Origin of the sequence: Lentzea sp. NPDC058436, from assembly GCF_042721515.1 — a bacterium.
Classification (GTDB): domain Bacteria; phylum Actinomycetota; class Actinomycetes; order Mycobacteriales; family Pseudonocardiaceae; genus Lentzea.
The window spans coordinates 249,284-268,029 of sequence record NZ_JBHXLF010000001.1; the positions used below are offsets into that span (position 1 = coordinate 249,284).

General features: G+C 70.3%; 19 protein-coding genes. 11 read left to right on the forward strand and 8 right to left on the reverse strand.

Translation table 11 applies throughout. The features are described from left to right. Window positions 1–10 precede the first annotated feature (10 nt). Window positions 11–3,040: a discoidin domain-containing protein gene (locus tag ACFWN2_RS01095; protein ID WP_382424056.1), complete on the forward strand. Its 3,030-nt coding sequence runs from the start codon at window positions 11–13 to the stop codon at window positions 3,038–3,040. Here ACFWN2_RS01095 and ACFWN2_RS01100 read toward each other — a convergent pair. Continuing rightward, window positions 3,037–3,645, reverse strand: a complete 609-nt coding sequence (locus tag ACFWN2_RS01100; protein ID WP_382424057.1) for a TetR/AcrR family transcriptional regulator — start codon at window positions 3,643–3,645, stop codon at window positions 3,037–3,039. The genes ACFWN2_RS01095 and ACFWN2_RS01100 overlap by 4 nt on opposite strands. Window positions 3,646–3,723: 78 nt before the next feature. Between ACFWN2_RS01100 and ACFWN2_RS01105 the strand changes: the two genes are divergently transcribed. Both ACFWN2_RS01105 and ACFWN2_RS01110 read left to right on the forward strand, forming a co-directional pair. Further along, window positions 3,724–4,539, forward strand: coding sequence for a hypothetical protein (locus tag ACFWN2_RS01105; protein WP_382424058.1), 816 nt, complete (start codon window positions 3,724–3,726; stop codon window positions 4,537–4,539). Window positions 4,540–4,625: 86 nt separating this feature from the next. Beyond that, entirely contained in the window at window positions 4,626–5,384 is a 759-nt protein-coding gene (locus ACFWN2_RS01110) for an SDR family oxidoreductase (protein WP_382424059.1), read from the forward strand. Here the strand turns inward: ACFWN2_RS01110 and ACFWN2_RS01115 are convergent. The 3 genes from ACFWN2_RS01115 to ACFWN2_RS01125 are packed head-to-tail and all read right to left on the reverse strand — an operon-like array spanning window position 5,368 to window position 8,839. Beyond that, complete coding sequence (locus ACFWN2_RS01115) at window positions 5,368–6,906, reverse strand: long-chain fatty acid--CoA ligase (protein ID WP_382424060.1); 1,539 nt, start codon at window positions 6,904–6,906, stop codon at window positions 5,368–5,370. The genes ACFWN2_RS01110 and ACFWN2_RS01115 overlap by 17 nt on opposite strands. Next, the gene (locus ACFWN2_RS01120; RefSeq protein WP_382424061.1) at window positions 6,906–8,033 is read right to left on the reverse strand and encodes a DUF5938 domain-containing protein; all 1,128 of its coding nucleotides are present in this window, start codon (window positions 8,031–8,033) and stop codon (window positions 6,906–6,908) included. The genes ACFWN2_RS01115 and ACFWN2_RS01120 overlap by 1 nt, the downstream gene beginning before the upstream one ends. 2 nt (window positions 8,034–8,035) lie before the next feature. Further along, complete coding sequence (locus ACFWN2_RS01125) at window positions 8,036–8,839, reverse strand: SDR family NAD(P)-dependent oxidoreductase (protein WP_382424062.1); 804 nt, start codon at window positions 8,837–8,839, stop codon at window positions 8,036–8,038. Window positions 8,840–8,973: 134 nt separating this feature from the next. Here ACFWN2_RS01125 and ACFWN2_RS01130 point away from each other — a divergent pair, with 134 nt between their 5' ends. From ACFWN2_RS01130 to vanX, 4 genes are all read left to right on the forward strand, one after another. Further along, window positions 8,974–9,612, forward strand: coding sequence for a TetR/AcrR family transcriptional regulator (locus tag ACFWN2_RS01130; protein ID WP_382424063.1), 639 nt, complete (start codon window positions 8,974–8,976; stop codon window positions 9,610–9,612). Window positions 9,613–9,679: 67 nt separating this feature from the next. Beyond that, the gene (locus ACFWN2_RS01135) at window positions 9,680–10,642 is read left to right on the forward strand and encodes a D-isomer specific 2-hydroxyacid dehydrogenase family protein (RefSeq protein WP_382424064.1); all 963 of its coding nucleotides are present in this window, start codon (window positions 9,680–9,682) and stop codon (window positions 10,640–10,642) included. After that, on the forward strand, window positions 10,639–11,637 hold the full coding sequence (locus ACFWN2_RS01140) for a D-alanine--D-alanine ligase family protein (protein ID WP_382424065.1): 999 nt from the start codon (window positions 10,639–10,641) through the stop codon (window positions 11,635–11,637). Before ACFWN2_RS01135 ends, ACFWN2_RS01140 begins: the two co-directional genes overlap by 4 nt. After that, entirely contained in the window at window positions 11,634–12,236 is a 603-nt protein-coding gene (gene vanX, locus ACFWN2_RS01145; protein ID WP_382424066.1) for a D-Ala-D-Ala dipeptidase VanX, read from the forward strand. The genes ACFWN2_RS01140 and vanX overlap by 4 nt, the downstream gene beginning before the upstream one ends. 6 nt (window positions 12,237–12,242) lie before the next feature. On the opposite strand, the gene ACFWN2_RS01150 is transcribed toward vanX, so the two are convergent. Next, complete coding sequence (locus ACFWN2_RS01150) at window positions 12,243–12,833, reverse strand: hypothetical protein (protein WP_382424067.1); 591 nt, start codon at window positions 12,831–12,833, stop codon at window positions 12,243–12,245. Window positions 12,834–12,903: 70 nt separating this feature from the next. Further along, window positions 12,904–13,869: a polyphosphate kinase 2 gene (gene ppk2, locus ACFWN2_RS01155; RefSeq protein WP_382424068.1), complete on the reverse strand. Its 966-nt coding sequence runs from the start codon at window positions 13,867–13,869 to the stop codon at window positions 12,904–12,906. A 79-nt stretch (window positions 13,870–13,948) separates the two neighbouring features. Between ppk2 and ACFWN2_RS01160 the strand changes: the two genes are divergently transcribed. Next, window positions 13,949–14,509, forward strand: a complete 561-nt coding sequence (locus ACFWN2_RS01160; protein ID WP_382424069.1) for a TetR/AcrR family transcriptional regulator — start codon at window positions 13,949–13,951, stop codon at window positions 14,507–14,509. Window positions 14,510–14,516: 7 nt separating this feature from the next. Here the strand turns inward: ACFWN2_RS01160 and ACFWN2_RS01165 are convergent, their stop codons facing one another. Further along, window positions 14,517–15,611, reverse strand: a complete 1,095-nt coding sequence (locus ACFWN2_RS01165; RefSeq protein ID WP_382424070.1) for a PDR/VanB family oxidoreductase — start codon at window positions 15,609–15,611, stop codon at window positions 14,517–14,519. A gap of 156 nt (window positions 15,612–15,767) precedes the next feature. Here ACFWN2_RS01165 and ACFWN2_RS01170 point away from each other — a divergent pair, with 156 nt between their 5' ends. Genes ACFWN2_RS01170 through ACFWN2_RS01180 form a run of 3 tightly spaced genes read left to right on the forward strand, consistent with a single transcriptional unit; the run spans window position 15,768 to window position 18,257 of the window. Next, window positions 15,768–16,148 (forward strand): hypothetical protein, encoded by a 381-nt coding sequence (locus tag ACFWN2_RS01170; protein WP_382424071.1) that lies wholly within the window; start codon window positions 15,768–15,770, stop codon window positions 16,146–16,148. A 4-nt stretch (window positions 16,149–16,152) separates the two neighbouring features. After that, window positions 16,153–17,049 (forward strand): pyridoxamine 5'-phosphate oxidase family protein, encoded by an 897-nt coding sequence (locus ACFWN2_RS01175; RefSeq protein ID WP_382424072.1) that lies wholly within the window; start codon window positions 16,153–16,155, stop codon window positions 17,047–17,049. Between the two features lie 20 nt (window positions 17,050–17,069). Continuing rightward, on the forward strand, window positions 17,070–18,257 hold the full coding sequence (locus ACFWN2_RS01180; protein WP_382424073.1) for a trans-sulfuration enzyme family protein: 1,188 nt from the start codon (window positions 17,070–17,072) through the stop codon (window positions 18,255–18,257). Here the strand turns inward: ACFWN2_RS01180 and ACFWN2_RS01185 are convergent. Further along, window positions 18,254–18,727, reverse strand: a complete 474-nt coding sequence (locus ACFWN2_RS01185) for a MarR family winged helix-turn-helix transcriptional regulator (RefSeq protein ID WP_382424074.1) — start codon at window positions 18,725–18,727, stop codon at window positions 18,254–18,256. The genes ACFWN2_RS01180 and ACFWN2_RS01185 overlap by 4 nt on opposite strands. Window positions 18,728–18,746 lie beyond the last annotated feature (19 nt).

Here is an 18,746-nt window from a genome sequence, read left to right on the forward strand (position 1 = left end):
CAATGAGCCCATGCGCGTGTCAAAGACGATGCTCGTGGTGGCGGCGTTAACGATCTCAACGACCTGGCCGGCGGTGGCGCACGAGCAGCGCGCGGCGAACCTGGACCCGGTGACGGAGAGGCAGGAACGGGCGGCACCCGACCTGTACCCCTCCGTCGGAGCGGGCACGAACTTCCTCAACCACTCCGAACTGCTGGGCGGCGTCCCGGAGCCGGCCTGGTACGAGGCCAACATCCCGTTCGTGGACCTCCCCGACCGGGAGATCCGCGACACCTACTACTACCGCTGGCGGACCTACCGCGAGGCGCTCAAGTACACCGGCCCGAAGGACGGCTGGATCGTCTCCGAGTTCCTCGGCCCGGTCGGCTACTCGGCGCCGAACGGCGGCATCGTCGCGGCGGCGGGCCACCACGTCTACGAGGGCCGCTGGCTGCGTGACCACCGCTACCTCGACGACTACGTCGACTACTGGCTGCGCGGCGCGGGTGCCGGTCCGAAGCCCGCGACCGACTTCCTGAACAAGAACACGACCGACTGGGCGCACCAGTACTCGTTCTGGGCCGCCGACGCGGTGGCCGCGCGCGCCGCGGTCGACGGGCGCTCCGGGTTCGCCACCGACCGGCTGCCCGAACTGGTCCGGCAGTGGCAGCGCTGGTCTCCGCAGTTCAACCAGGACATGGGCCTCTACTGGCAGACGCCGGTCTGGGACGCGATGGAGTACACCGCCAGCTCCTACCAGAGCCCCGACCCGTACCACGGCGGTGACGGCTTCCGGCCGACCCTCAACGCCTACCAGTACGGCGACGCGCGGGCGATCGCCGAGCTGTACCGGGCACGCGGTGACGCCACCTCGGCGCGCCAGTACGACCAGGCCGCCGAGGCGCTCAAGGCCAACCAGGAGAAGTGGCTCTGGGACGACGCCGGCAAGTTCTACAAGCACGTCATGCGCGACAACAACCCCGGCCGCACGAAGCTCGCCGACCGCGAGTCGATCGGCTTCGTGCCGTGGTACTTCCACATGCCGCCGGCCGCCAACAGCGCGGCGTGGGCGCAGCTCACCGACCCGCAGGGGTTCGCGGCCACGTACGGTCCCACCACCGCCGAGCGCCGCAGCCCGTGGTTCATGAAGGACGCGCTGAGCGGGTGCTGCCGCTGGAACGGCCCCAGCTGGCCGTACGCCACCAGCCAGACCCTGACGGCGCTCGCGAACCTGCTGATCGACTACCCGGCCCAGTCCTACGTCGACCGCGACGACTACCTGTCGGTGCTGCGCGGCTACGCGTTGACCCAGCGCAAGAACGGCCAGCCGTACGTCGCGGAGGCCCACCACCCCGACGAGAACCGGTGGATCTACGACGGCCAGGGCCACAGCGAGGACTACAACCACTCGACGTTCAACGACAACGTGCTGTCCGGACTGCTCGGCATCCGCCCGCAGATCGGCAACGAGGTGCAGATCGCACCGCTGGTCCCCGCCTCGTGGAGCCACTTCGCCGTCGAGAACGTGCCGTACCACGGCCACAACCTCACGGTGCTGTGGGACAGGGACGGCACCAAGTACGGCAAGGGCGCCGGGCTGCGCGTCTGGATCGACGGCACGCTCAGCCACACCCAGTCCGGACTCGCGGCCGTGCGCCTGACGATGCCCGCCCGTGCCGGCGCGGATCTGCAGGAGCAGGTCGACGACTTCTCGAACGTCAGCCGGACCGGTCTCCCCACGGCCCGCGCGTCCTACAGCTACAGCGCGGACCCGCCCACCAAGGCGATCGACGGCCAGGACTTCCACCTCGACGTGCCCGGCACGCGCTGGACGTCGTACGGCAGCCCGAACGCCTCGGACTGGCTGGAGGTCGACCTCGGCGCGCCGACGGCGATCTCCGATCTGCGCGTGGTGTTCTACGACGACGGCGGAGGTGTGCGCGTGCCGACGACGTTCGACCTGCAGTACTGGAACGGCCAATGGCGTGACATACCCGGCCAGCAACGAAGTCCCGCGCAACCGGTGGCCCGTCAGGTGAACCGGATCCAGGTGCAACCGGCGCTGACCGCGTCCCGCGTGCGGATCCTGCCGCGCAGGGCCGACGGGGGAGCCGTGGGCATCACGTCGTTCTCGTCGTGGCGAACGCCCGTGCAGGGACTGCGGGCCACCATCCCGGACGAGCTCGCGATCCGGGGCGGTGCGGCCGAGACGACCACCACCCTGACGGCGCAACAGACGGTGCGCGACGTCCGTGCCGCGCTCGCCGTGCCGTCGGGCTGGACCGCGACGGCGCTCACCCCTGCCACCGCGGCACAGCTCCCGGCAGGCCAGAGCCTGGTCACCCGGTGGCGCGTCACGGCACCTGGTCTGCGGCTGGGCGAACGGGCGCCGATCCGTTTGCTGGCAACGGTGTCCGGTGACAGCGGCGCGACCTCCGCGTTGAGCTCGGCGCAGACCGTGTTCGATCCCGCCGACTACGGCAGGGTGCTGTGGGACGACACGTTCGACACCGCTCGCGGTTATCGCGTGGACAGCCCGTTCGGTGAGGCGGCACCAGCTGTGAGGGTCGCGAACGGCGTGCTGACCGCGAGTGCCGGGTCTCGTGCCGGTGCGGTGCTGGCCGCGCCGGTGGCCGGGGACGCGCGCGGCACCGCCGTGATCGTCGAACCGCGGTCGTTCGCGGGCTCGGCTCCCGAGGACAGCCTGTTCCTCGGCCAGACCGCCGGCAACCGCGACTTCGCCCTGGCCTGGTTCAACAACGCGGGCAAGGCCTCCGGGGTCGACGTGACGGTCGGCGGTGTCCGGCGCGGTGACGAGGCGACCGGCGGCTGCTGCGCGACCCTGAACTGGGCCGCGGGCGACCGGCTCGCCGTGGTGCTGGAGGCAGGTCAGCTGACCAGCTGGCAGCAGCACGACAACAAGTGGTCGCTGCTGCGGTCCGCGCCGATCGGGTCCGTCGTGGACCCGGCGGTGGTCGCGGGCTGGGCGCCGGGTCTCGGCCTGAGGCTGGACGCGGGCGCGCTCACGATCGACCGCTTCACGGTGCGAGCGAAGGCCTAACCGCAGACGCGCCCGACCAGCACGGCCCAACCGGTGACCAGATCGGTCACCACGGCCTGCGGGTCGGGCGCGTTCTCGTCCTGGCTGCGCAGGTAGAACAGGATCGGCCCCTCCAGCGCCGCCACGAGCTGCACCGCCAGCGCGCCGCTCGCCGCGTCGGCCGGGCAGGCCTCGCTCAGCAGCATCTGCACGTGGAAGAGCGATGGGCTGTCACCGGCGGGAACCGGCTGGCCGGGATCGAGCGCCGCGCGGGCCAGCACGGTGTGCCGGACGAGGAACTCGATCCGCGCCCGCCCGAACGCGACCAGCCGCTCGACCGCGGGTGCCCCCGGCCCGAGCGGCGGCGGCCCGCTCATCAGCAGCTCCTGGAACCGCGTCTCCTCCTCGTCCAGCAACGCGAGGAAGATGCCCGCACGGGTGCGGAAACGCCGGAACACGGTGCCCTTGCCGAGCCCGGCGCGGTCGGCGAGCCCGTCCATCGTGACCCTGTCGGCGCCCAGTTCCGCGACCATCTCGCGCGCGACCTCGATCAGGTGGGCGCGGTTGCGCGCGGCGTCGGCCCGCTCCTCGCGAGGACGACCCAACGGCAGCGCAACAGGTTCCACGGTTCGAACGCTACCGGTAACGCTCCGGGCTGGCCCGCGATCTTCAGACCGAGCCCGGTGACGGAGGGGGTCTGCTCGATGGGGCGCAAGGGAAGGCGCAGACGAGCACGACGGCGCGGGGCGGCGGTCAAGTGGTACGCGTCGCCGGTGTTCGTGGCGGTCGTGAGCATCGTCGGTGTGGCGGTGGCCGTGGTGTCCCTGGTGGTCGCCAAGGCGGCCTACGACCAGGACGCCGCCGGCAAGGACGCCTCGATGACGCCCAGGGTGAACGTCGTCGGCCACGAGCTCACGTCCGTCGACGACGTGGCGGCGGAGTTGTCCGAGGACGTCGACAAGCCGACGGAGAAGGTCTCGGTGAAGGCGCTCGCCGTCGACGTCGTGCTGGAGAACCTGCACGACCAGTCCGCGCTGATCACGCGGGTGGACGCGGAGGTGCGCGGTGTCCACACGGTGCAGGCGTGCGGTGGCGGTCCGCTCCAGATCACCGCCCAGTACCACGTCCGGATCCCCCAAGACGGTGCCGGCCGGAAGTTCGGCAGCGACGTGAAGTTCGAGGTGGAGGGCAAGCGGAAGGACAGGTTCGTCGTCTCCGTGGGCCCGGAGAAGGTCATCGAGACCGACCTTGTCCAGATCTTCCACCTCGACCTGCTGCTGCGGCTCCAGAACGGGGAGACGTTGCGCGTCAACGACATCATGCTGGCGGACGGCGGTTCCGCTGAGGACGACGACAACGTCGTGGTGGCGCTCGCCACGAAGGCACGCGGGTTCACCGGGTCGAGGGAGTGCCTGCTGAGGGCGCGGCAGAAGGTCGACCAGGCCGTGGCCGCGCGTGCTGCCACGCAGTCTCCGCGGTTGGCCGCCCTGCACGCCAGGCTGCACGCCGTCGGTTATTGAGGAGGCCCTGCCCCTGACCAGCGGTTGTCACAGATCGCCGCGCCATCCCGTCTACCTGACGACGACGTCAGAAGAGGAGTGCGGCGATGCGGGTGGCAGTGGCTGGGGGAACGGGGGCCGTCGGCAGGCACGTGGTGCGTGAGCTGGAGCGGACCGGCCAGGACGCCGTGGTGCTGTCCCGGTCGTCCGGTGTGGACCTCACCACCGGGGACGGTCTCGTGGAACGGCTGAAGGGCTGCGACGCGATCATCGACGTCAGCAACCGCATGGCGTTGCGGGAGAAGGCCGCCGTCGAGTTCTTCGGCACGGTGACGCGGAACCTGCTCGACGCGGGCGAACGGGCCGGGGTCCGTCACCTCGTCGCGCTGTCCATCGTGGGCCTCGACAAGGTCGACACCGGTTACTACAAGGGCAAGCGCAGGCAGGAGGAGCTGGTCGGCGGCGGGTCGCTGCCGTGGACGATCCTGCGCGCCACCCAGTTCCACGAGTTCGCCGAGCCGTTGCTGGACCAGGCACGCGGGCCGTTCGTCGTGGTGCCGAGGATGCTGTCCCGGCCGGTCGCGACCGTCGACGTGGCGGCGCGGCTCGTGGAACTGGTGGGGCGGCCCGGCGGGTTCGTGCTGCCGATCGCCGGGCCGCGGGAGTGGCGCATGGAGGAGATGGCGAAGCGGCTCGCGAAGGCCAGGGGTGACCGCAAGGTCCTGATCCCCGTCACGCTGCCCGGCAGGGTCGGCAAGGCGATGACCGGCGGTGCCCTGCTGCCCCAGGGCCCGTTCACCGAGGCCACGCGCACGTTCGAGGAGCACCTCGCCGACGTCGAGGCCCGCGTCAGCTCCCGGCGCTGAGCCGCTGCCTGATCTCGGCCTTGAGCACCTTGCCCACCTTGGACCGGGGCAGGTCGGGCCAGATCTCGACCTGCTTCGGCGCCTTCACCCCGCCCAGCCGTTCCTTGACGAACGCGATCAGCGCGGCCGGGTCGGTGTGCCCGGCGGCCCGCAGCTGCACCACGGCGGTCACCCGCTCGCCCCACTTCGGGTCGGGCAGGCCGACCACCGCGCTGTCCTGGACCGCCGGGTGCGCCTGCAACGCCTGCTCGACCTCGGCCGAGTACACGTTGAAGCCGCCCGTGATGATCATGTCCTTGGCGCGGTCGACGATGAACAGGAAGTTGTCGGCGTCGAGGTAGCCGATGTCGCCGGTGTGGTGCCAGCCGTGCGCGCTCACCTCGGCCGTGGCCGCCGGGTTCTCGTGGTAGCCGGCCATCACCAACGGCCCGCGCACGACGATCTCGCCGCGTTCGCCCACCGGCATCAGCTTCCCGTCGGACGCCATGATCGCGACCTGCGTGAACGGAGTCGGCCTGCCCGCGGAGGACAGACGTTCCGTCGCTATCGAGCCGTCGGGCCGGAAGTGGTCGGCGGGGGAGAGGGTGGCGATCATGTTCGGGGCCTCGGTCTGCCCGAACAGCTGGCCCATGACCGGCCCGATCCGGTGCAGCGCCTCGGTCAGCCGCACCGGGGACATCGGCGCGGCGCCGTACCAGAGGCACTGCAGCGAACTCAGGTTTGTCGAGTCGAGCGCGGGGTGGTCGAGCAGGCCGTAGATCACGGTCGGCGGCAGGAACGCGTGCGTGATCCGGTGGTCCTCGACCAGCCGCAGGAACTCGCCGAGGTCCGGCGCCGGCATGATCACCGTCTCGCCGCCCAGCGACATGATCGGGAACGTGAGCACGCCCGCCGTGTGCGTGAGCGGGGCGAGCGCCAGGTAGCGAGGCCGATGGCCGATCGGGTAGCCCATCAGGGTCAGCGCGGTCGCGGTCTCCAGGTTGTGCGCGGTCAGCCGCACGCCCTTGGGGCGCCCGGTCGTGCCGCCCGTGCCCGCCAGCACGCACAGGTCGTCGCCGGCCACCTCCACGGGTTCCGGCTCGCGTCCGAACCGCGACAGCCAGTCCGCGAACGTGACGGCGCCCTCGACCTCGCCGTCCAGGCACACCAGCGTGGTCAGTGCGGGCAGGTCGCCGCGGATGCGGTCGACCAGCGGCGCGAACTTCTCCTGGAAGAACAGGCAGCGGCACCCGAACAGGTCGAGCAGCTCCCGGTTCTCCGCCGCCTCGTTGCGGGGGTTGACCGGGCACCACACCGCACCGGCGCGGGAGATGCCGAACACGCACGTGAGCGCGATCGGGTCGTTCGCGGACAGCACCGCGACCCGGTCTCCCGGCGCGATCCCGCTGCCCTGCAACGCCCCCGCGATCACGCGGGAGCGTTGCTGGACCTCGGCGTAGCTCTGGGAGACGCCGTTGATGGTCAGACAGGGCGCGTTGCCACCGAGCGACGCGCCCTTGTCGAGGTAGTCGCTGAGACGCATCAGCGGTGCACTTCGACGATCGGGTCGAGGACGAGACCGAACGACCGCAGCGCGCCCAGCAGCTCACGGTGCCCGAACGCCTGGCAGCCCGAGGCGAACCCGACCCTGCGCGGCGCGTCCTGCAACAGGTGCACGGCGGCGTGCACGTTCAGCAACGCCGTCTGCTTGTAGTTGCAGTTGCCGTGGATCACGCACGACGCGCGGCCCAGCGGGCCCGAGGCGTGCACGGAGTCGAGCGAGATGTTGATCCGCGGGTTCTCGCGCGGGGGCATCTCGCTGCGCACCTGGGCGGAGAACGCGTCGACGATCTGGTACTTCTCCTCGTCCGTCTTGCCCTCCATCTCCTGGAGCGCCGCCGTGACGATCTGCGGCACGCCGAGCATCAGCGGCCGGTTGAACACGCCGCCCAGCGCCCGCACCGACGCGACGCGCGGATCCCTCTTGAACCACACGGGATGCGCCGTTCCGCCCCACGGCAGCGCGAGGCCCAGCTCGTGCTGGCCGGGCACGACGAGCTCGTAGAGACCCGCGTCCGGCGGCCATTCCACGTACTCGTTCTGCTCCAGGTAGTACGCCTTCGCGAACGCCGCGTTCGTCAGGATGGTGTTCGTGGAAGCGACTGTGGGATAACCCTTCCAGAACACCCCGATGTCCAAAGTGTCCAGTCCGGGCTGTTCCAGGCAGATCTGCGCGGCGATCTCGCCGACCGTGTACATCTGCGCGATGCCGGGGGAGAGCAGCAGGCGCTGCTCGGCGAACGCGGCGCCGTACCGCGCGTCGGCGTCGATCATCCAGTCCTGCTCGCCGTTGGTGTCGGTGTAGTGCGCGCCGACGTTCAGGCTCGCCTTCACCGCCTCGTGGCCGTAGCGGGAGAACGGGCCGACGGTGTTGAGCACGACCTTGGCGCCGGTGAAGGCCTCGGTCAGCGCCTCCTCGGTGTGCTCGACCTCGGCGATGTCGTAGGACACCGTGTCGATGCCGGGCACCGCGTCGACGGCTTCCTTGACCCTCTTGCCGTCACGGCCGACGGCGAGGAACGGGATCCCGTACTCGCGCAGGTACTCGCAGATCAGACGTCCGGTGTAGCCGGAGGCTCCGTAGACGACGACAGGCTTGTCGGTAGGCACGGTCACATCCCCATTCCGCCGTCGACCGGAAGACCCGCTCCGGAGATGAACTTCGAGGCATCCGACGCGAGGAAGACCACCGCGTCCGCCATGTCGTCGACCTGCCCGAGCCGGCCGAGCGGCGTGAGCTCCACGACCGCGCCGACGGCGGCCTCGACCGAGGGGAACAGGCCCAGCTCGGCGCAGTCGACGGCCAGCTGGTTGCCCATCGTGGTGGGCGTGAGGCCGGGGTAGATGCAGTTGACGCGCACGCCGTAGCCGAGCTTGCCGGACTCCGCCGCCGCGACCCTGGTCAGCCGGTCGATCGCGGACTTGGTCGCCGAGTAGACGCTGATGCCCGGGAAGGCGATGGTCGCCGCGACGGAGGCGATGCTGATGATCGAACCGCCGTTGCCCGCCGCGCCGCCGGGACGCATCGTGCGCAGGCCGTGCTTCAGGCCGAGCGCGGTGCCCAGCACGTTCACGTCGAGCATCTTGCGGACGTCGGCGGGGTCGAGCTCGGTGATCAGGCTGGTGATCTCGATGCCCGCGTTGTTCACGAGGATGTCGAGCCCGCCGATCGCGTCGACCGCCGTGCTCACCGCCGAGGCCCAGCTCTCGTCATCGGTGACGTCCAGCGGCACGAACTCCGCCGTCGCGCCCGAGTCGCGCAGAGCTTGAGCGGTCTGCTTGCCCTCCTCCTCCAGGACGTCGCCGATCAGGACCGACGCCCCGGCCGCCGCGAGGGCCTCCGCCATGCCTGCGCCCAGTCCTCGCGCACCCCCGGTGACCAGCGCTTTCCGCCCTGTCAGCTGATAACTCGTCATTGAGTCGCCTCCTCGGTGAGATGGCTCACACACTAGCTATTCCTTGACAGTCGTCAAGTTTTTCCTTGACGACTGTCCAAGATTTTTTGGACGAGTGGTCAAGGTTTGTCGCAGTGAGCGGTAGGCTCCGAGGCGTGACAGAAGTCGTTTCGCGCAAGCAGGACCGCATCGCCCGCCGGCAGGTCGACAAGTTCGACGCCCGGCGGACGGAGCTCGCCGTCGCGACCCTGCACACGCTGGCGGAGCTGGGGTACGCGCGCACGAGCCTGCGGGAGATCGCGCAGAACTCCGAGTTCTCCCACGGCGTCCTGCACTACTACTTCGCCGACAAGCGCGACCTGATCACCGAGGCGGTCCGCCAGTACGAGGTGGTCTGCGTGACGCGCTACGACGAGGTCGTGGCGAGCGCCAAGTCCGCGGGGCAGCTGCGCGACGAGTTCGTGGCGATGTTCTTCGACACCCTGGAGCAGGACGCGGTGCTGCACCGCCTCTGGTACGACCTGCGCAACCAGAGCCTGTTCGACGAGTCGTTCCGCGCCGACGTGCTGGAGATCGACAGCCACCGCGAGGCCATGGTGTGGCGGGTGGTCAACCGCTACGCCGAACTGGTCGGCGGCACCCCGGCCGCGTCGCCGGCCATGATCTACGTGACGCTGGACGGCATCTTCCAGCGGGCTTTGCTGCACCACCTCACGGGCAACGCCGACACGGTCGCCCAGTTGCGCACCGAGCTGCCCGCCGCGATCGGCCTGCTGGTGACCACCGCCGAATAGCGCGTGTCCTCCGCGTATCGAAAACCGGATACGGGACGGCAACGCCGTGTTCCCTTGACTTGGGGGCATGGCAACAGGCATCACGATCTACGGGTGCGAGCGGGACGAGGCCGTCCTGTTCCGGGAGATGGCACCCCGCTGCGGAGTGACGCCGACCATCACCGGCGCGGCGGTCTCCGAGAGCAACGCTGAACTGGCCCTGGGAAACCACTGCGTCAGCGTCGGCCACAAAACCCCTGTCACCAACGCGACACTGGTCGCGCTCAGCCGCGCCGGCGTTCGGTACGTCTCGACCCGCAGCGTCGGCTTCGACCACGTCGACGTCGAGCACGCCGCCGGCCTCGGCATCACCGTCGGCACCATCGCCTACTCACCGGACAGCGTCGCCGACTACACCGTCATGCTGATGCTGATGGCCGTGCGGGGCGCGAAGTCCGTGCTCCTGCGCGCAGACCGGCACGACTACCGGCTGAACGCGGTGCGCGGCAAGGAGTTGCGCGACCTGACGATCGGCGTGATCGGAACAGGGCGCATCGGCGTTGCGGTACTGGACCGGTTGCGCGGCTTCGGGTGCGGCGTGCTGGCGTTCGACAGCCGGCCGCGCAACTCCGCCGACTACGTGCCGCTGGACGAGCTGCTGCGGGTGAGCGACGTCGTCACGCTGCACACGCCGTTGAACGCGGGAACGCACCACCTCCTCGACCGCGACCGCATCGGGTCGATGAAGCGCGGCGCGGTCGTCGTGAACACCGGACGCGGTCCGCTCGTCGACACCAAGGCACTCGTCGAGGCGCTGGAGAGCGAACGGCTGGGCGGCGCGGCGCTGGACGTGCTCGAAGGCGAGGAAGGGCTCTTCTACGCCGACTGCCGTTCGAGGAAGTGGAGCGGCGAACCGTTGGCGCGTCTGCAGGAGATGCCGAACGTGATCATCAGCCCGCACACCGCCTACTACACGGACCACGCGCTGAGCGACACCGTGGAAAACACACTCATCAACTGCCTGAGCTTCGAAAACGGGGGAGACGCATGACCGAGGTGAAGATCGGGATCATCTTCGGCGGGTCGTTCGAGGAGCATCCCGTGTCGGTGAAGTCCGCGCGGGAGGTCGCGCGGAGCCTCGACAGCACGAGGTACGACCCGTACTGGATCAAGATCACGCGCGGCGGCGACTGGCGGCTGTGCGCGGGCCCCGGTGCGGAGGACGGCCGCCCGGTCGTGCTCTCGCCGGACGGTCTGCTCGTCCTGGAGGACGGGCGGTTCGAGACGGTCGAGCTGGACGTCGTGTTCCCCGTGCTGCACGGCAGGCTGGGGGAGGACGGCGCGGTGCAGGGACTGCTGGAGCTGTGCGGCATCCCGTACATCGGTTGCGACGTCCAGAGTTCCGCGCTGTGCATGGACAAGTCGCTCACGTACGTCGTCGCGCGCGACGCCGGGGTCGCGACGCCGAGGTTCTGGACCGGGGTTCCCGAGGACCCGGCCTACCCGGTCTTCGTGAAGCCGGCCAGGTCGGGTTCGTCGTTCGGCGTGACCAAGGTGTCCACAAAGGATGAACTGGGCGTCGCGCTGGAGGTCGCCCGCCGGTACGACCCGAAGATCGTGGTCGAGGAGGCCGTGACGGGCGGTGAGATCGGCTGCGCGGTCCTCGGCAGCGGCGACGACCTGGTCGTCGGCGAGCTGGACAGGGTCGCGCTGACCCACGGGTTCTTCCGGATCCACCAGGAGGACTCGCCCGAGACCGGTTCGGAGAACTCGGCCTTCGTCGTGCCCGCGGACATCTCGGCGCAGTCGCGCGCTCTCGTCCAGGAGACGGCCAAGGTCGTCTACCGCGCGCTGGGCTGCTCGGGTCTCGCGCGGGTCGACATGTTCCTGACGCCGGAGGGAACGGTGGTGCTGAACGAGGTCAACACCATGCCCGGCCTCACCTCGTACAGCCGCTACCCGAGGATGATGGCGGCCGCCGGGCTCTCGCTCGGTGACGTGATCGACCGGCTGGTGTCGCTGGCGCTGACGGGAAAGCTCCGGTGAACGCCGACTTCGTGTTCGTGGACGTGCCCGGAATCCGTTGGGACGCCAAGTACGCCACGTGGGACAACTTCACCGGCAAACCGGTCGACGGCTACCTGGTCAACCGCGTCGCCGGCACCCGCGCGCTGGTGAACGCCCTCGAAATGGCGCAGGAGAAGGCCGAGTCGCTCGGCTTCGGCCTGCTGCTGTGGGACGGTTACCGCCCGCAACGCGCCGTGGACTGCTTCGTGCGCTGGGCCGCGCGCCCCGAGGACGGCCGGACCAAGGCGCGGTTCCACCCGCACATCAGCAGGGCCGAGATGTTCTCCCTGGGATACGTCGCGGCGAAGTCGGGCCACAGTCGCGGCAGCACCGTCGACCTCACGCTCTACCACCTGGGCAGTGGCGAACTGGTTCCCATGGGCGGCGACCACGACCTGATGGACCCGATCTCGCACCACGGCGCCGCCGGGGTCGGTGAGGTGGAGGCGGCGAACCGGCAGCACCTCTGCTCGATCATGGAGGCGTGCGGGTTCCGGCGCTACGACAGCGAGTGGTGGCACTACACGCTGGCCGACGAGCCGTACCCGGACACGTACTTCGACTTCCCGATCGCGTGATCTCCGTCAGGGCAGGCTGGAGACCACGGCACCCCGCTCGTCCAGCACGCGGATGCTCGGAACGTCCTGCGCGTCCACCGAGAGCACGATGCGGGGCCTGCCCGCGGAGTCGTTCAGCGCGAGCACGGAACCGTCGGCCGTCGACCACACCAGCTCGACCCTGGTCGGGGTGGGCGGAGTCTGCTCGACGGGCAGGCTCGGATCCGGCATCTGCTTGAAGAACAGGGCCGTCGCGCCGTGCTCGCCCTGCCACCGGGTGGCCAGCGTGAGCGCCTGCGCGTTGACGTAGTCGAGCGAGAGGCTCGCCTCCGACGCTCCGGCGACGATCCCGCCGCGTTCGGAGCCGTTCTCGTCGTTGAAGATCAAATAGGTGCCGCGCTCTGGTCCTTGACGCTGCTCGGCGGGGATCGTCCTGCCGCCGATGAGGATCGGCGGGCGCCGCGTGTCGGCGAGCAGTCGTTGCCTGCCTCTGTTGTCGCGCACCGTGAACGAGTTCTGGTCGCCCCGCGCTTCGGCTGCGGGAGCGGCGACGGCGGTCGCCGCGGCGGCGAGGGCGGCGCCGCGCACAGCGGCGCGCCGGGACAGGGGTGAGGTCATGCGAGCAGTCAACCGGTGGCGGCCGAGATGATCACTGGGGCTGGCCGCAGTCCCGCTGGTGGTGCTGCCCCTACGGTTCCGGGTGCAGGCCAGGGCCCGGTTCCGCGTGAGGGGCGATCGGGGTGGGGCTGAGCGCGGTGTCGTCCTCGCCGTCCTCCAGCAGGGTGGCGGCGGCACCGACGACGCGGACGTCCGGAGTGCCGATCACGCTGTCGTCCTTGTCGTCGTAGTCGAAGCGGGCCAGGACGCTGCGCATGGCCTCGATGCGGGCGCGCTTCTTGTCGTTGCTCTTGACGACCGTCCACGGCGCGATCTCGGTGTCGGTGGAACGCAGCATCGCGACCTTGGCCTCGGTGTAGTCGTCCCAGCGGTCGAGCGACTTGATGTCGTTGGGGCTGAGCTTCCACTGGCGCACCGGGTCGATCTGCCGGATGACGAACCGGGTGCGCTGTTCGCTGCGGGACACGGAGAACCACAGCTTCACGAGCAGCACGCCGTCGTCGACGAGCATCCGCTCGAACTGCGGGGCCTGCTTCATGAACAGGTCGTACTCGGGCTGTGTGCAGTAGCCCATGACGTGCTCGACGACGGCCCGGTTGTACCAGGACCGGTCGAACAGCACGATCTCTCCCGCGGTCGGTAACTCGCGGACGTAGCGCTGGAAGTACCACTCGCCGCGTTCGCGCTCACTCGGCTTGTCGAGCGCGACCGTCCGCGCGCCGCGCGGGTCGAGGTTCTCGGTGAACCGCTTGATGGTGCCGCCCTTGCCCGCGGCGTCGCGGCCCTCGAAGAGGATCACGAGCCGTTGCCCGGTGTCGGCGACCCAGTGCTGCAGCTTCAGCAGCTCGATCTGCAGCAACCGCTTGAGCCGGTCGTACTCCGGGCGCGGCATCCGTTCGGTGAAGGGGTAGTTCTCCTGCCACGTCAGCACTTCGCGGCCGTCGGCGTCGCGGAGAACGGGTTCGTCGGCGTCCGGGAACTCCGCCGTGTAGCCCTCGGCGAGCAGGTCCGCGGGATCAACAGTCACGTCGGTCACGAAAACGTACATACCCGACGTAAAGACGGCGAAACTCGGCCGAACGCGTATTTGACTGAATGTTCGGTAACATGGCGGGATGGCACGACCACCCCGCATCGACGACGCCGACCTCCTGGACCTGCTCATGCCGGTGTTCCGGGAGAAGGGCTTCGACGGCACCGCGATCGGCGACCTCTCGGAGGCGTCGGGACTGCAGCGCGCGAGCCTCTACCACCGCTTCCCGAACGGCAAGGAGGAGATGGCCGAGGCGGTCCTCGCGAAGGTGGGCGAACGGTTCCTCTGGATCCTCGGGCCGATGCGGGAGGACGCCGACGTCGCCAGGGGAGTGGCCGAGACCGCACGCCGCCTCGGCGACTTCTACGGCGCGGGAGCCTTGTCGTGCGTGCTCGACACCATGACCCTCGCCGGCACCCCGGAGAAGGTCAGGAACCAGGCGCGCCTGCTCGCGACGACGTGGATCGACGCGATGGCCGACGCTTCCCGGCGCGCGGGCCGCGACCAGGCAGACGCCCTCCGTGCCGCCAAGGAGGCCTTTCTCCGCGTAGAGGGCGCGCTGGTGCTGGGGCGCGTGCTGGGCGACACCGACGCGTTCGCCGACAGCGTGGCCCTCCTGCCGGGCATCCTGCTCCCGGACTAGCACCTCGTCACAGGTCGAGAACCAGTCTGGGACACCGGGACCGGGACACGCAGATCATCATCGTGTCCTGCGGGGTGTCCAGGTAGTCGTCCCGGTGGTCGGGGACGCCTTCGAGCACCCTCGTTTCGCACGTGCCGCAGAACCCTTGTGCACACGAGTAGTCGGCCTCGACCCCGGCTTCCAGCAGTGCGTCCAGCACGGACACGCCGTCCTCGACCCTGACGTCCACTCCGGACCGTGCACAGTGGACGTCGAAGGCGTTTCCCCCTGGTTGCTCGGCTTCTGGGGTGAAGCGCTCCACATGCAGCGTGCCGGGTTCCCAGGTGGCGCAGGCCTTCTGCGCCGCTTCGACCATGGAGTCGGGGCCGCAGCAGTAGACGGCCGTGCCGGTGGTGGGAGTGCTCAGGATCTCCGCGATGTCCATGCGGCCCTGGGTGTCGCTCGGCACGAGGTGGACGTGGTCTCCCCGTTGCCGGAGGTCGTCCGCGAAGGCCATCGTGGTCGCGGATCTGCCGCCGTACCAGAGGGTCCAGGGGATGCCGGACCGTTCCGCCTCGGTGATCATCGGCAGGATCGGTGTGATGCCCACCCCGCCCGCGACGAACACGTAGCGGGTGGCCGGGGTGAGCTCGAAGAGGTTCCTGGGTGCGCCGGTGGTGAGGGTGGTGCCGGTCGGTGCCTGGTCGTGGAGCCATCGGGAGGCGCCGCGGGAGTGTCGCTCGCGGAGGACCGCGATCTGCCAGGCGGACCGGTTCGCCGGGTCGCCGCAGAGGGAGTACTGGCGGGTCAGGCCGGTGGGGAGGAACACGTCGACGTGGGCGCCCGGACGCCACGGCGGGAGGTCGCGTCCGTCGGGGGCTTCGAGGGTCAGGGCGACGACGTCCCGCGCGACCTGGGTTCGCGCGGTGATCGTGAGGGTCAGCGGGGTGGGCTGGTCGGCGGCGGGCTGGTGAGGCCGGAAGGCAGCCGCCTCGTCGGCTCGCCTCTCGGTCAACGCCTCCATCGCGCCGTCCCCGATCCGCAACGCGCCGTCCTCGGCCTGCTCCGCGCCGTCCCCTATCCGGTCCGCGCCGTCCTCGCCCAGCCCCGTCGGCGTAGCCATCGTTCCTCCACTCATATTGCCCAGTTGGAGATACCGAACGTACGGTAAAAAACATCACCGCAGTTCAGCGAGGTGTCCCGCATCACTTGATTTTTACCGATCGTTCGGTAAAGCTGGCCACCGTCAGCCGGAACGAACAGACGAGGAGCAGGTTTCATGAGCAGCAAGACCGCCGTTGTGGTGCTGTCCGACCCGTCCACGGGCACCGAGGAGGCGCTGGGCCGCGTGTTCAACGCGCTCGCCACCGCGTGGGAGTTCGCGCAGGGCGGTGAGGCGCTGGTGCTCTTCCAGGGCGCGGGCACCCGGTGGCCCGCGGTGCTGTCCGAGCCGGAGCACCCCGCGCACGAGCTGTACGCCGCGGTGAAGGAGAAGGTCGTGACGGTGGCGTCAGGCGGGTGCGCGACCGTGTTCGGTGCGACGGAGGGCGTCGAGGTCGCGGACGTCAAGCAGGTCAGCCAGAACCAGGCGCCGGGTACGCCCGGTGTCGCCAGCATCAGGGAACTGGTGCTGTCCGGCTACCACGTCCTGACCTTCTGACGTCGTGGCCGACCTCGTCGGCCGGCTCGCCTTCCACCCCGGCGAGCTCGAAGCGCAACGGGTGGCCGGTACCTCCGAACTGGCGGCGAGGGTCCGGCCGATCATCTCGGACGCCATCCCGCGCGGGGCGTTCGACTTCCTCACGCGCCAGCGGATGCTGGTCCTGGGCGCTCAGGACCTCGGAGGACGGCCGTGGGCCACGGCCCTGGTCGGGCCGGAGGGGTTCCTGAGCGCGCTCGACCCGCACACCTTGCGCGCCGGCGCGACCGTGGTGCCGACCGACCCGCTGGCCGAGGCGCTGACCGGCGAAGCCGACGTGGGCACGCTCGCCATCGACCTGGTGCTGCGCAAGAGGTTGCGGATCAACGGCCGGTGGCGGCCCGTGGACGGGGGCGGCGAGCTGGACGTGCACCAGGCGTTCGGCAACTGCCCCAAGTACATCCAGGCCCGCGTCATGCCGGACGGGCCGGCCGGACCGCGACCCGTCGTCACCCGGAGCGAGGTGCTCGACACCCGTCAGGCGGTGCTCGTGTCGACGGCCGACACCTTCTTCGTCGCGACGGCAGTGGAGAGCGGCGCGGACGTGTCGCACCGCGGCGGCAACCCCGGTTTCGTCCAGGTCGTCTCGTCCACCGAACTCACCTGGCCCGACTACGTGGGCAACGCGATGATGATGACCGCGGGCAACCTCGGGCGGAACCCGTTGGCGGGCCTGCTGTTCCCGGACTGGGAGTCGGGCTCGACCCTCCAGCTCACGGGCACGGCCGAGGTGCGCCCGTCGCGGAACGCGGACGGCCCGGCCACCGGGCAGGAGACCGTCTTCCGGATCACCGAGGCGGTCTGGACCGAGGACGCCTTCCCCGCCGGCTGGTCCGAGCCGGTGTACTCGCGCTTCAACTGAGACCGAAGTGGACGGTGACGATGAGCAGCCGCTCGCACCTGACTACCCGTGCCGCGCGAGCGGGTGCGCACAGCCCTCCCGGCGAGGCGCTGCCGCTGGTGCCCGCGTTGCACCAGGCGACGGTGCACGGCTATCCGGATCTGGCGTCGCTGCACCGGGTTCTCGACGGCGAGCAGCACGGCCACGCCTACTACCGGTTCGGCCACTACAACGGCCAGGTGCTCGAACAGGCCGTGGCGGACCTGGAGGGCGCGGACGGCGCGGTCGCCAGCGCGTCCGGCATGGCCGCGATCAGCTCGACGGTGCTCGCGCTGGCCGAGGCCGGTGATCACGTCGTCGCCGACCGCAACGCCTACGGGGGCACGCGCAGCCTGCTCGGGGTCGACCTGCCCCGGCTCGGCATCACGACGACGCTGGTGGACGCGGCCGATCTCGCCGAGGTCGGCCGTGCCGTCACTCCGCGCACGCGCCTCGTGCTCGTCGAGGCGCTGACCAACCCGACGGTCCGCGTGCCGGACCTGCCCGCACTGGCGGAGCTGGCGCACAACTCCGGGGCGAGGCTCGTGGTCGACGCCACGTTCGTCACGCCCGCGCTGCTCCGGCCGCTGGAGCACGGCGCGGACCTGGTGTGGCACAGCGTTCCCAAGTACCTGGGCGGCCACTCGGCGGCGATGGGCGGTGTCGTGGCGGGGGACGCCGGCCTCGTGGACAGGATCCGGCAGTCGGTCGTCCACCTCGGCGCCACGCTCGGCCCGTTCGACGCCTGGATGGCCTTGCTGGGACTGAAGACCCTCGGCCTCCGGATGCGGGCGCACTCCCGCGGCGCGACGGAAGTGGCCGGCTTCCTCGCCTTGCACCCGGCGGTGACGCGGGTGCACCACCCCTCGCGCCCGGACCACCCGCAGGCCGGCACCGCCGCCAGGCTCTACCCGGACGGCACCGGCGGCATGCTCTCGTTCGAGCTCGCGGGCGGGCGGCGTGCCGTGGACGACCTCATCGCCCGCCTCGGGCACGCGATCCCGCTGTCCCCGAGCCTCGCCGACGTCGCCACGACGCTCGTGCACCCCGCCACGACCACGCACCGCTCGCTCCCGGTGGACGAGCTCGAAGCCCTGGGCGTCACGGGAGGTCTGATCCGCCTGTCGGTCGGCATCGAGGAGCCGTCGGACCTGATCGGCGAACTGACCACGGCCCTCGCGGGCAACTAGTCCTCTGTGGACGTCGCCGCCGCGATCAGCGCGATCAGCTGCCGCCGGAAGTGCTCGTAGTCGTCCACGGCCCCGAGCAGCGTGTCGGACTCGCGTTCCTCGCGGCGGGCGGCGGCGAGGGCGCGGCGGCCCGCCGGGGTGATCTTCACCGACGTGCGCCTGCGGTCCTTGGTGTCCTGGCTGCGCACCACGTGGCCGCCGCGGTCGAGGTGGTCGATCGTGCGGCTCATGGTCTGGTCGGTGACGCGGCTGAGCGTCGCCAGTTCCCGTTGGGAGCGCGGGCCTTCTGCCAGGTGGTGCAGGGTGATCATGCCGGCGTGGGTGAGGCCGCGGGTCGCCAGGAAGTCCTCGAAGCGCTTCTCGACGACGCGGGCCGCGACCGACAGGAGCCTGCCCGTGGGCCAGGAGGCGACGTCCGCGCCCACCTGGTCCGGGCGGTCGGCCACCGCCAGCTCGTCTCCCTCGGCCACGGTCCCATCATCCCAGACC

Coding starts and splice junctions, on each gene's coding strand:
- ACFWN2_RS01170 (WP_382424071.1), top strand. CDS start 15,768: ATGAGCAGCAAGACCGCCGTTGTGGTGCTGTCCGACCCGTCCACGGGC.
- ACFWN2_RS01165 (WP_382424070.1), bottom strand. CDS start 15,611: ATGGCTACGCCGACGGGGCTGGGCGAGGACGGCGCGGACCGGATAGGG.
- ACFWN2_RS01180 (WP_382424073.1), top strand. CDS start 17,070: ATGAGCAGCCGCTCGCACCTGACTACCCGTGCCGCGCGAGCGGGTGCG.
- ACFWN2_RS01160 (WP_382424069.1), top strand. CDS start 13,949: ATGGCACGACCACCCCGCATCGACGACGCCGACCTCCTGGACCTGCTC.
- ACFWN2_RS01140 (WP_382424065.1), top strand. CDS start 10,639: ATGACCGAGGTGAAGATCGGGATCATCTTCGGCGGGTCGTTCGAGGAG.
- ACFWN2_RS01135 (WP_382424064.1), top strand. CDS start 9,680: ATGGCAACAGGCATCACGATCTACGGGTGCGAGCGGGACGAGGCCGTC.
- ACFWN2_RS01125 (WP_382424062.1), bottom strand. CDS start 8,839: ATGACGAGTTATCAGCTGACAGGGCGGAAAGCGCTGGTCACCGGGGGT.
- ACFWN2_RS01110 (WP_382424059.1), top strand. CDS start 4,626: ATGCGGGTGGCAGTGGCTGGGGGAACGGGGGCCGTCGGCAGGCACGTG.
- ACFWN2_RS01095 (WP_382424056.1), top strand. CDS start 11: ATGCGCGTGTCAAAGACGATGCTCGTGGTGGCGGCGTTAACGATCTCA.
- ACFWN2_RS01150 (WP_382424067.1), bottom strand. CDS start 12,833: ATGACCTCACCCCTGTCCCGGCGCGCCGCTGTGCGCGGCGCCGCCCTC.
- ACFWN2_RS01115 (WP_382424060.1), bottom strand. CDS start 6,906: ATGCGTCTCAGCGACTACCTCGACAAGGGCGCGTCGCTCGGTGGCAAC.
- ACFWN2_RS01105 (WP_382424058.1), top strand. CDS start 3,724: ATGGGGCGCAAGGGAAGGCGCAGACGAGCACGACGGCGCGGGGCGGCG.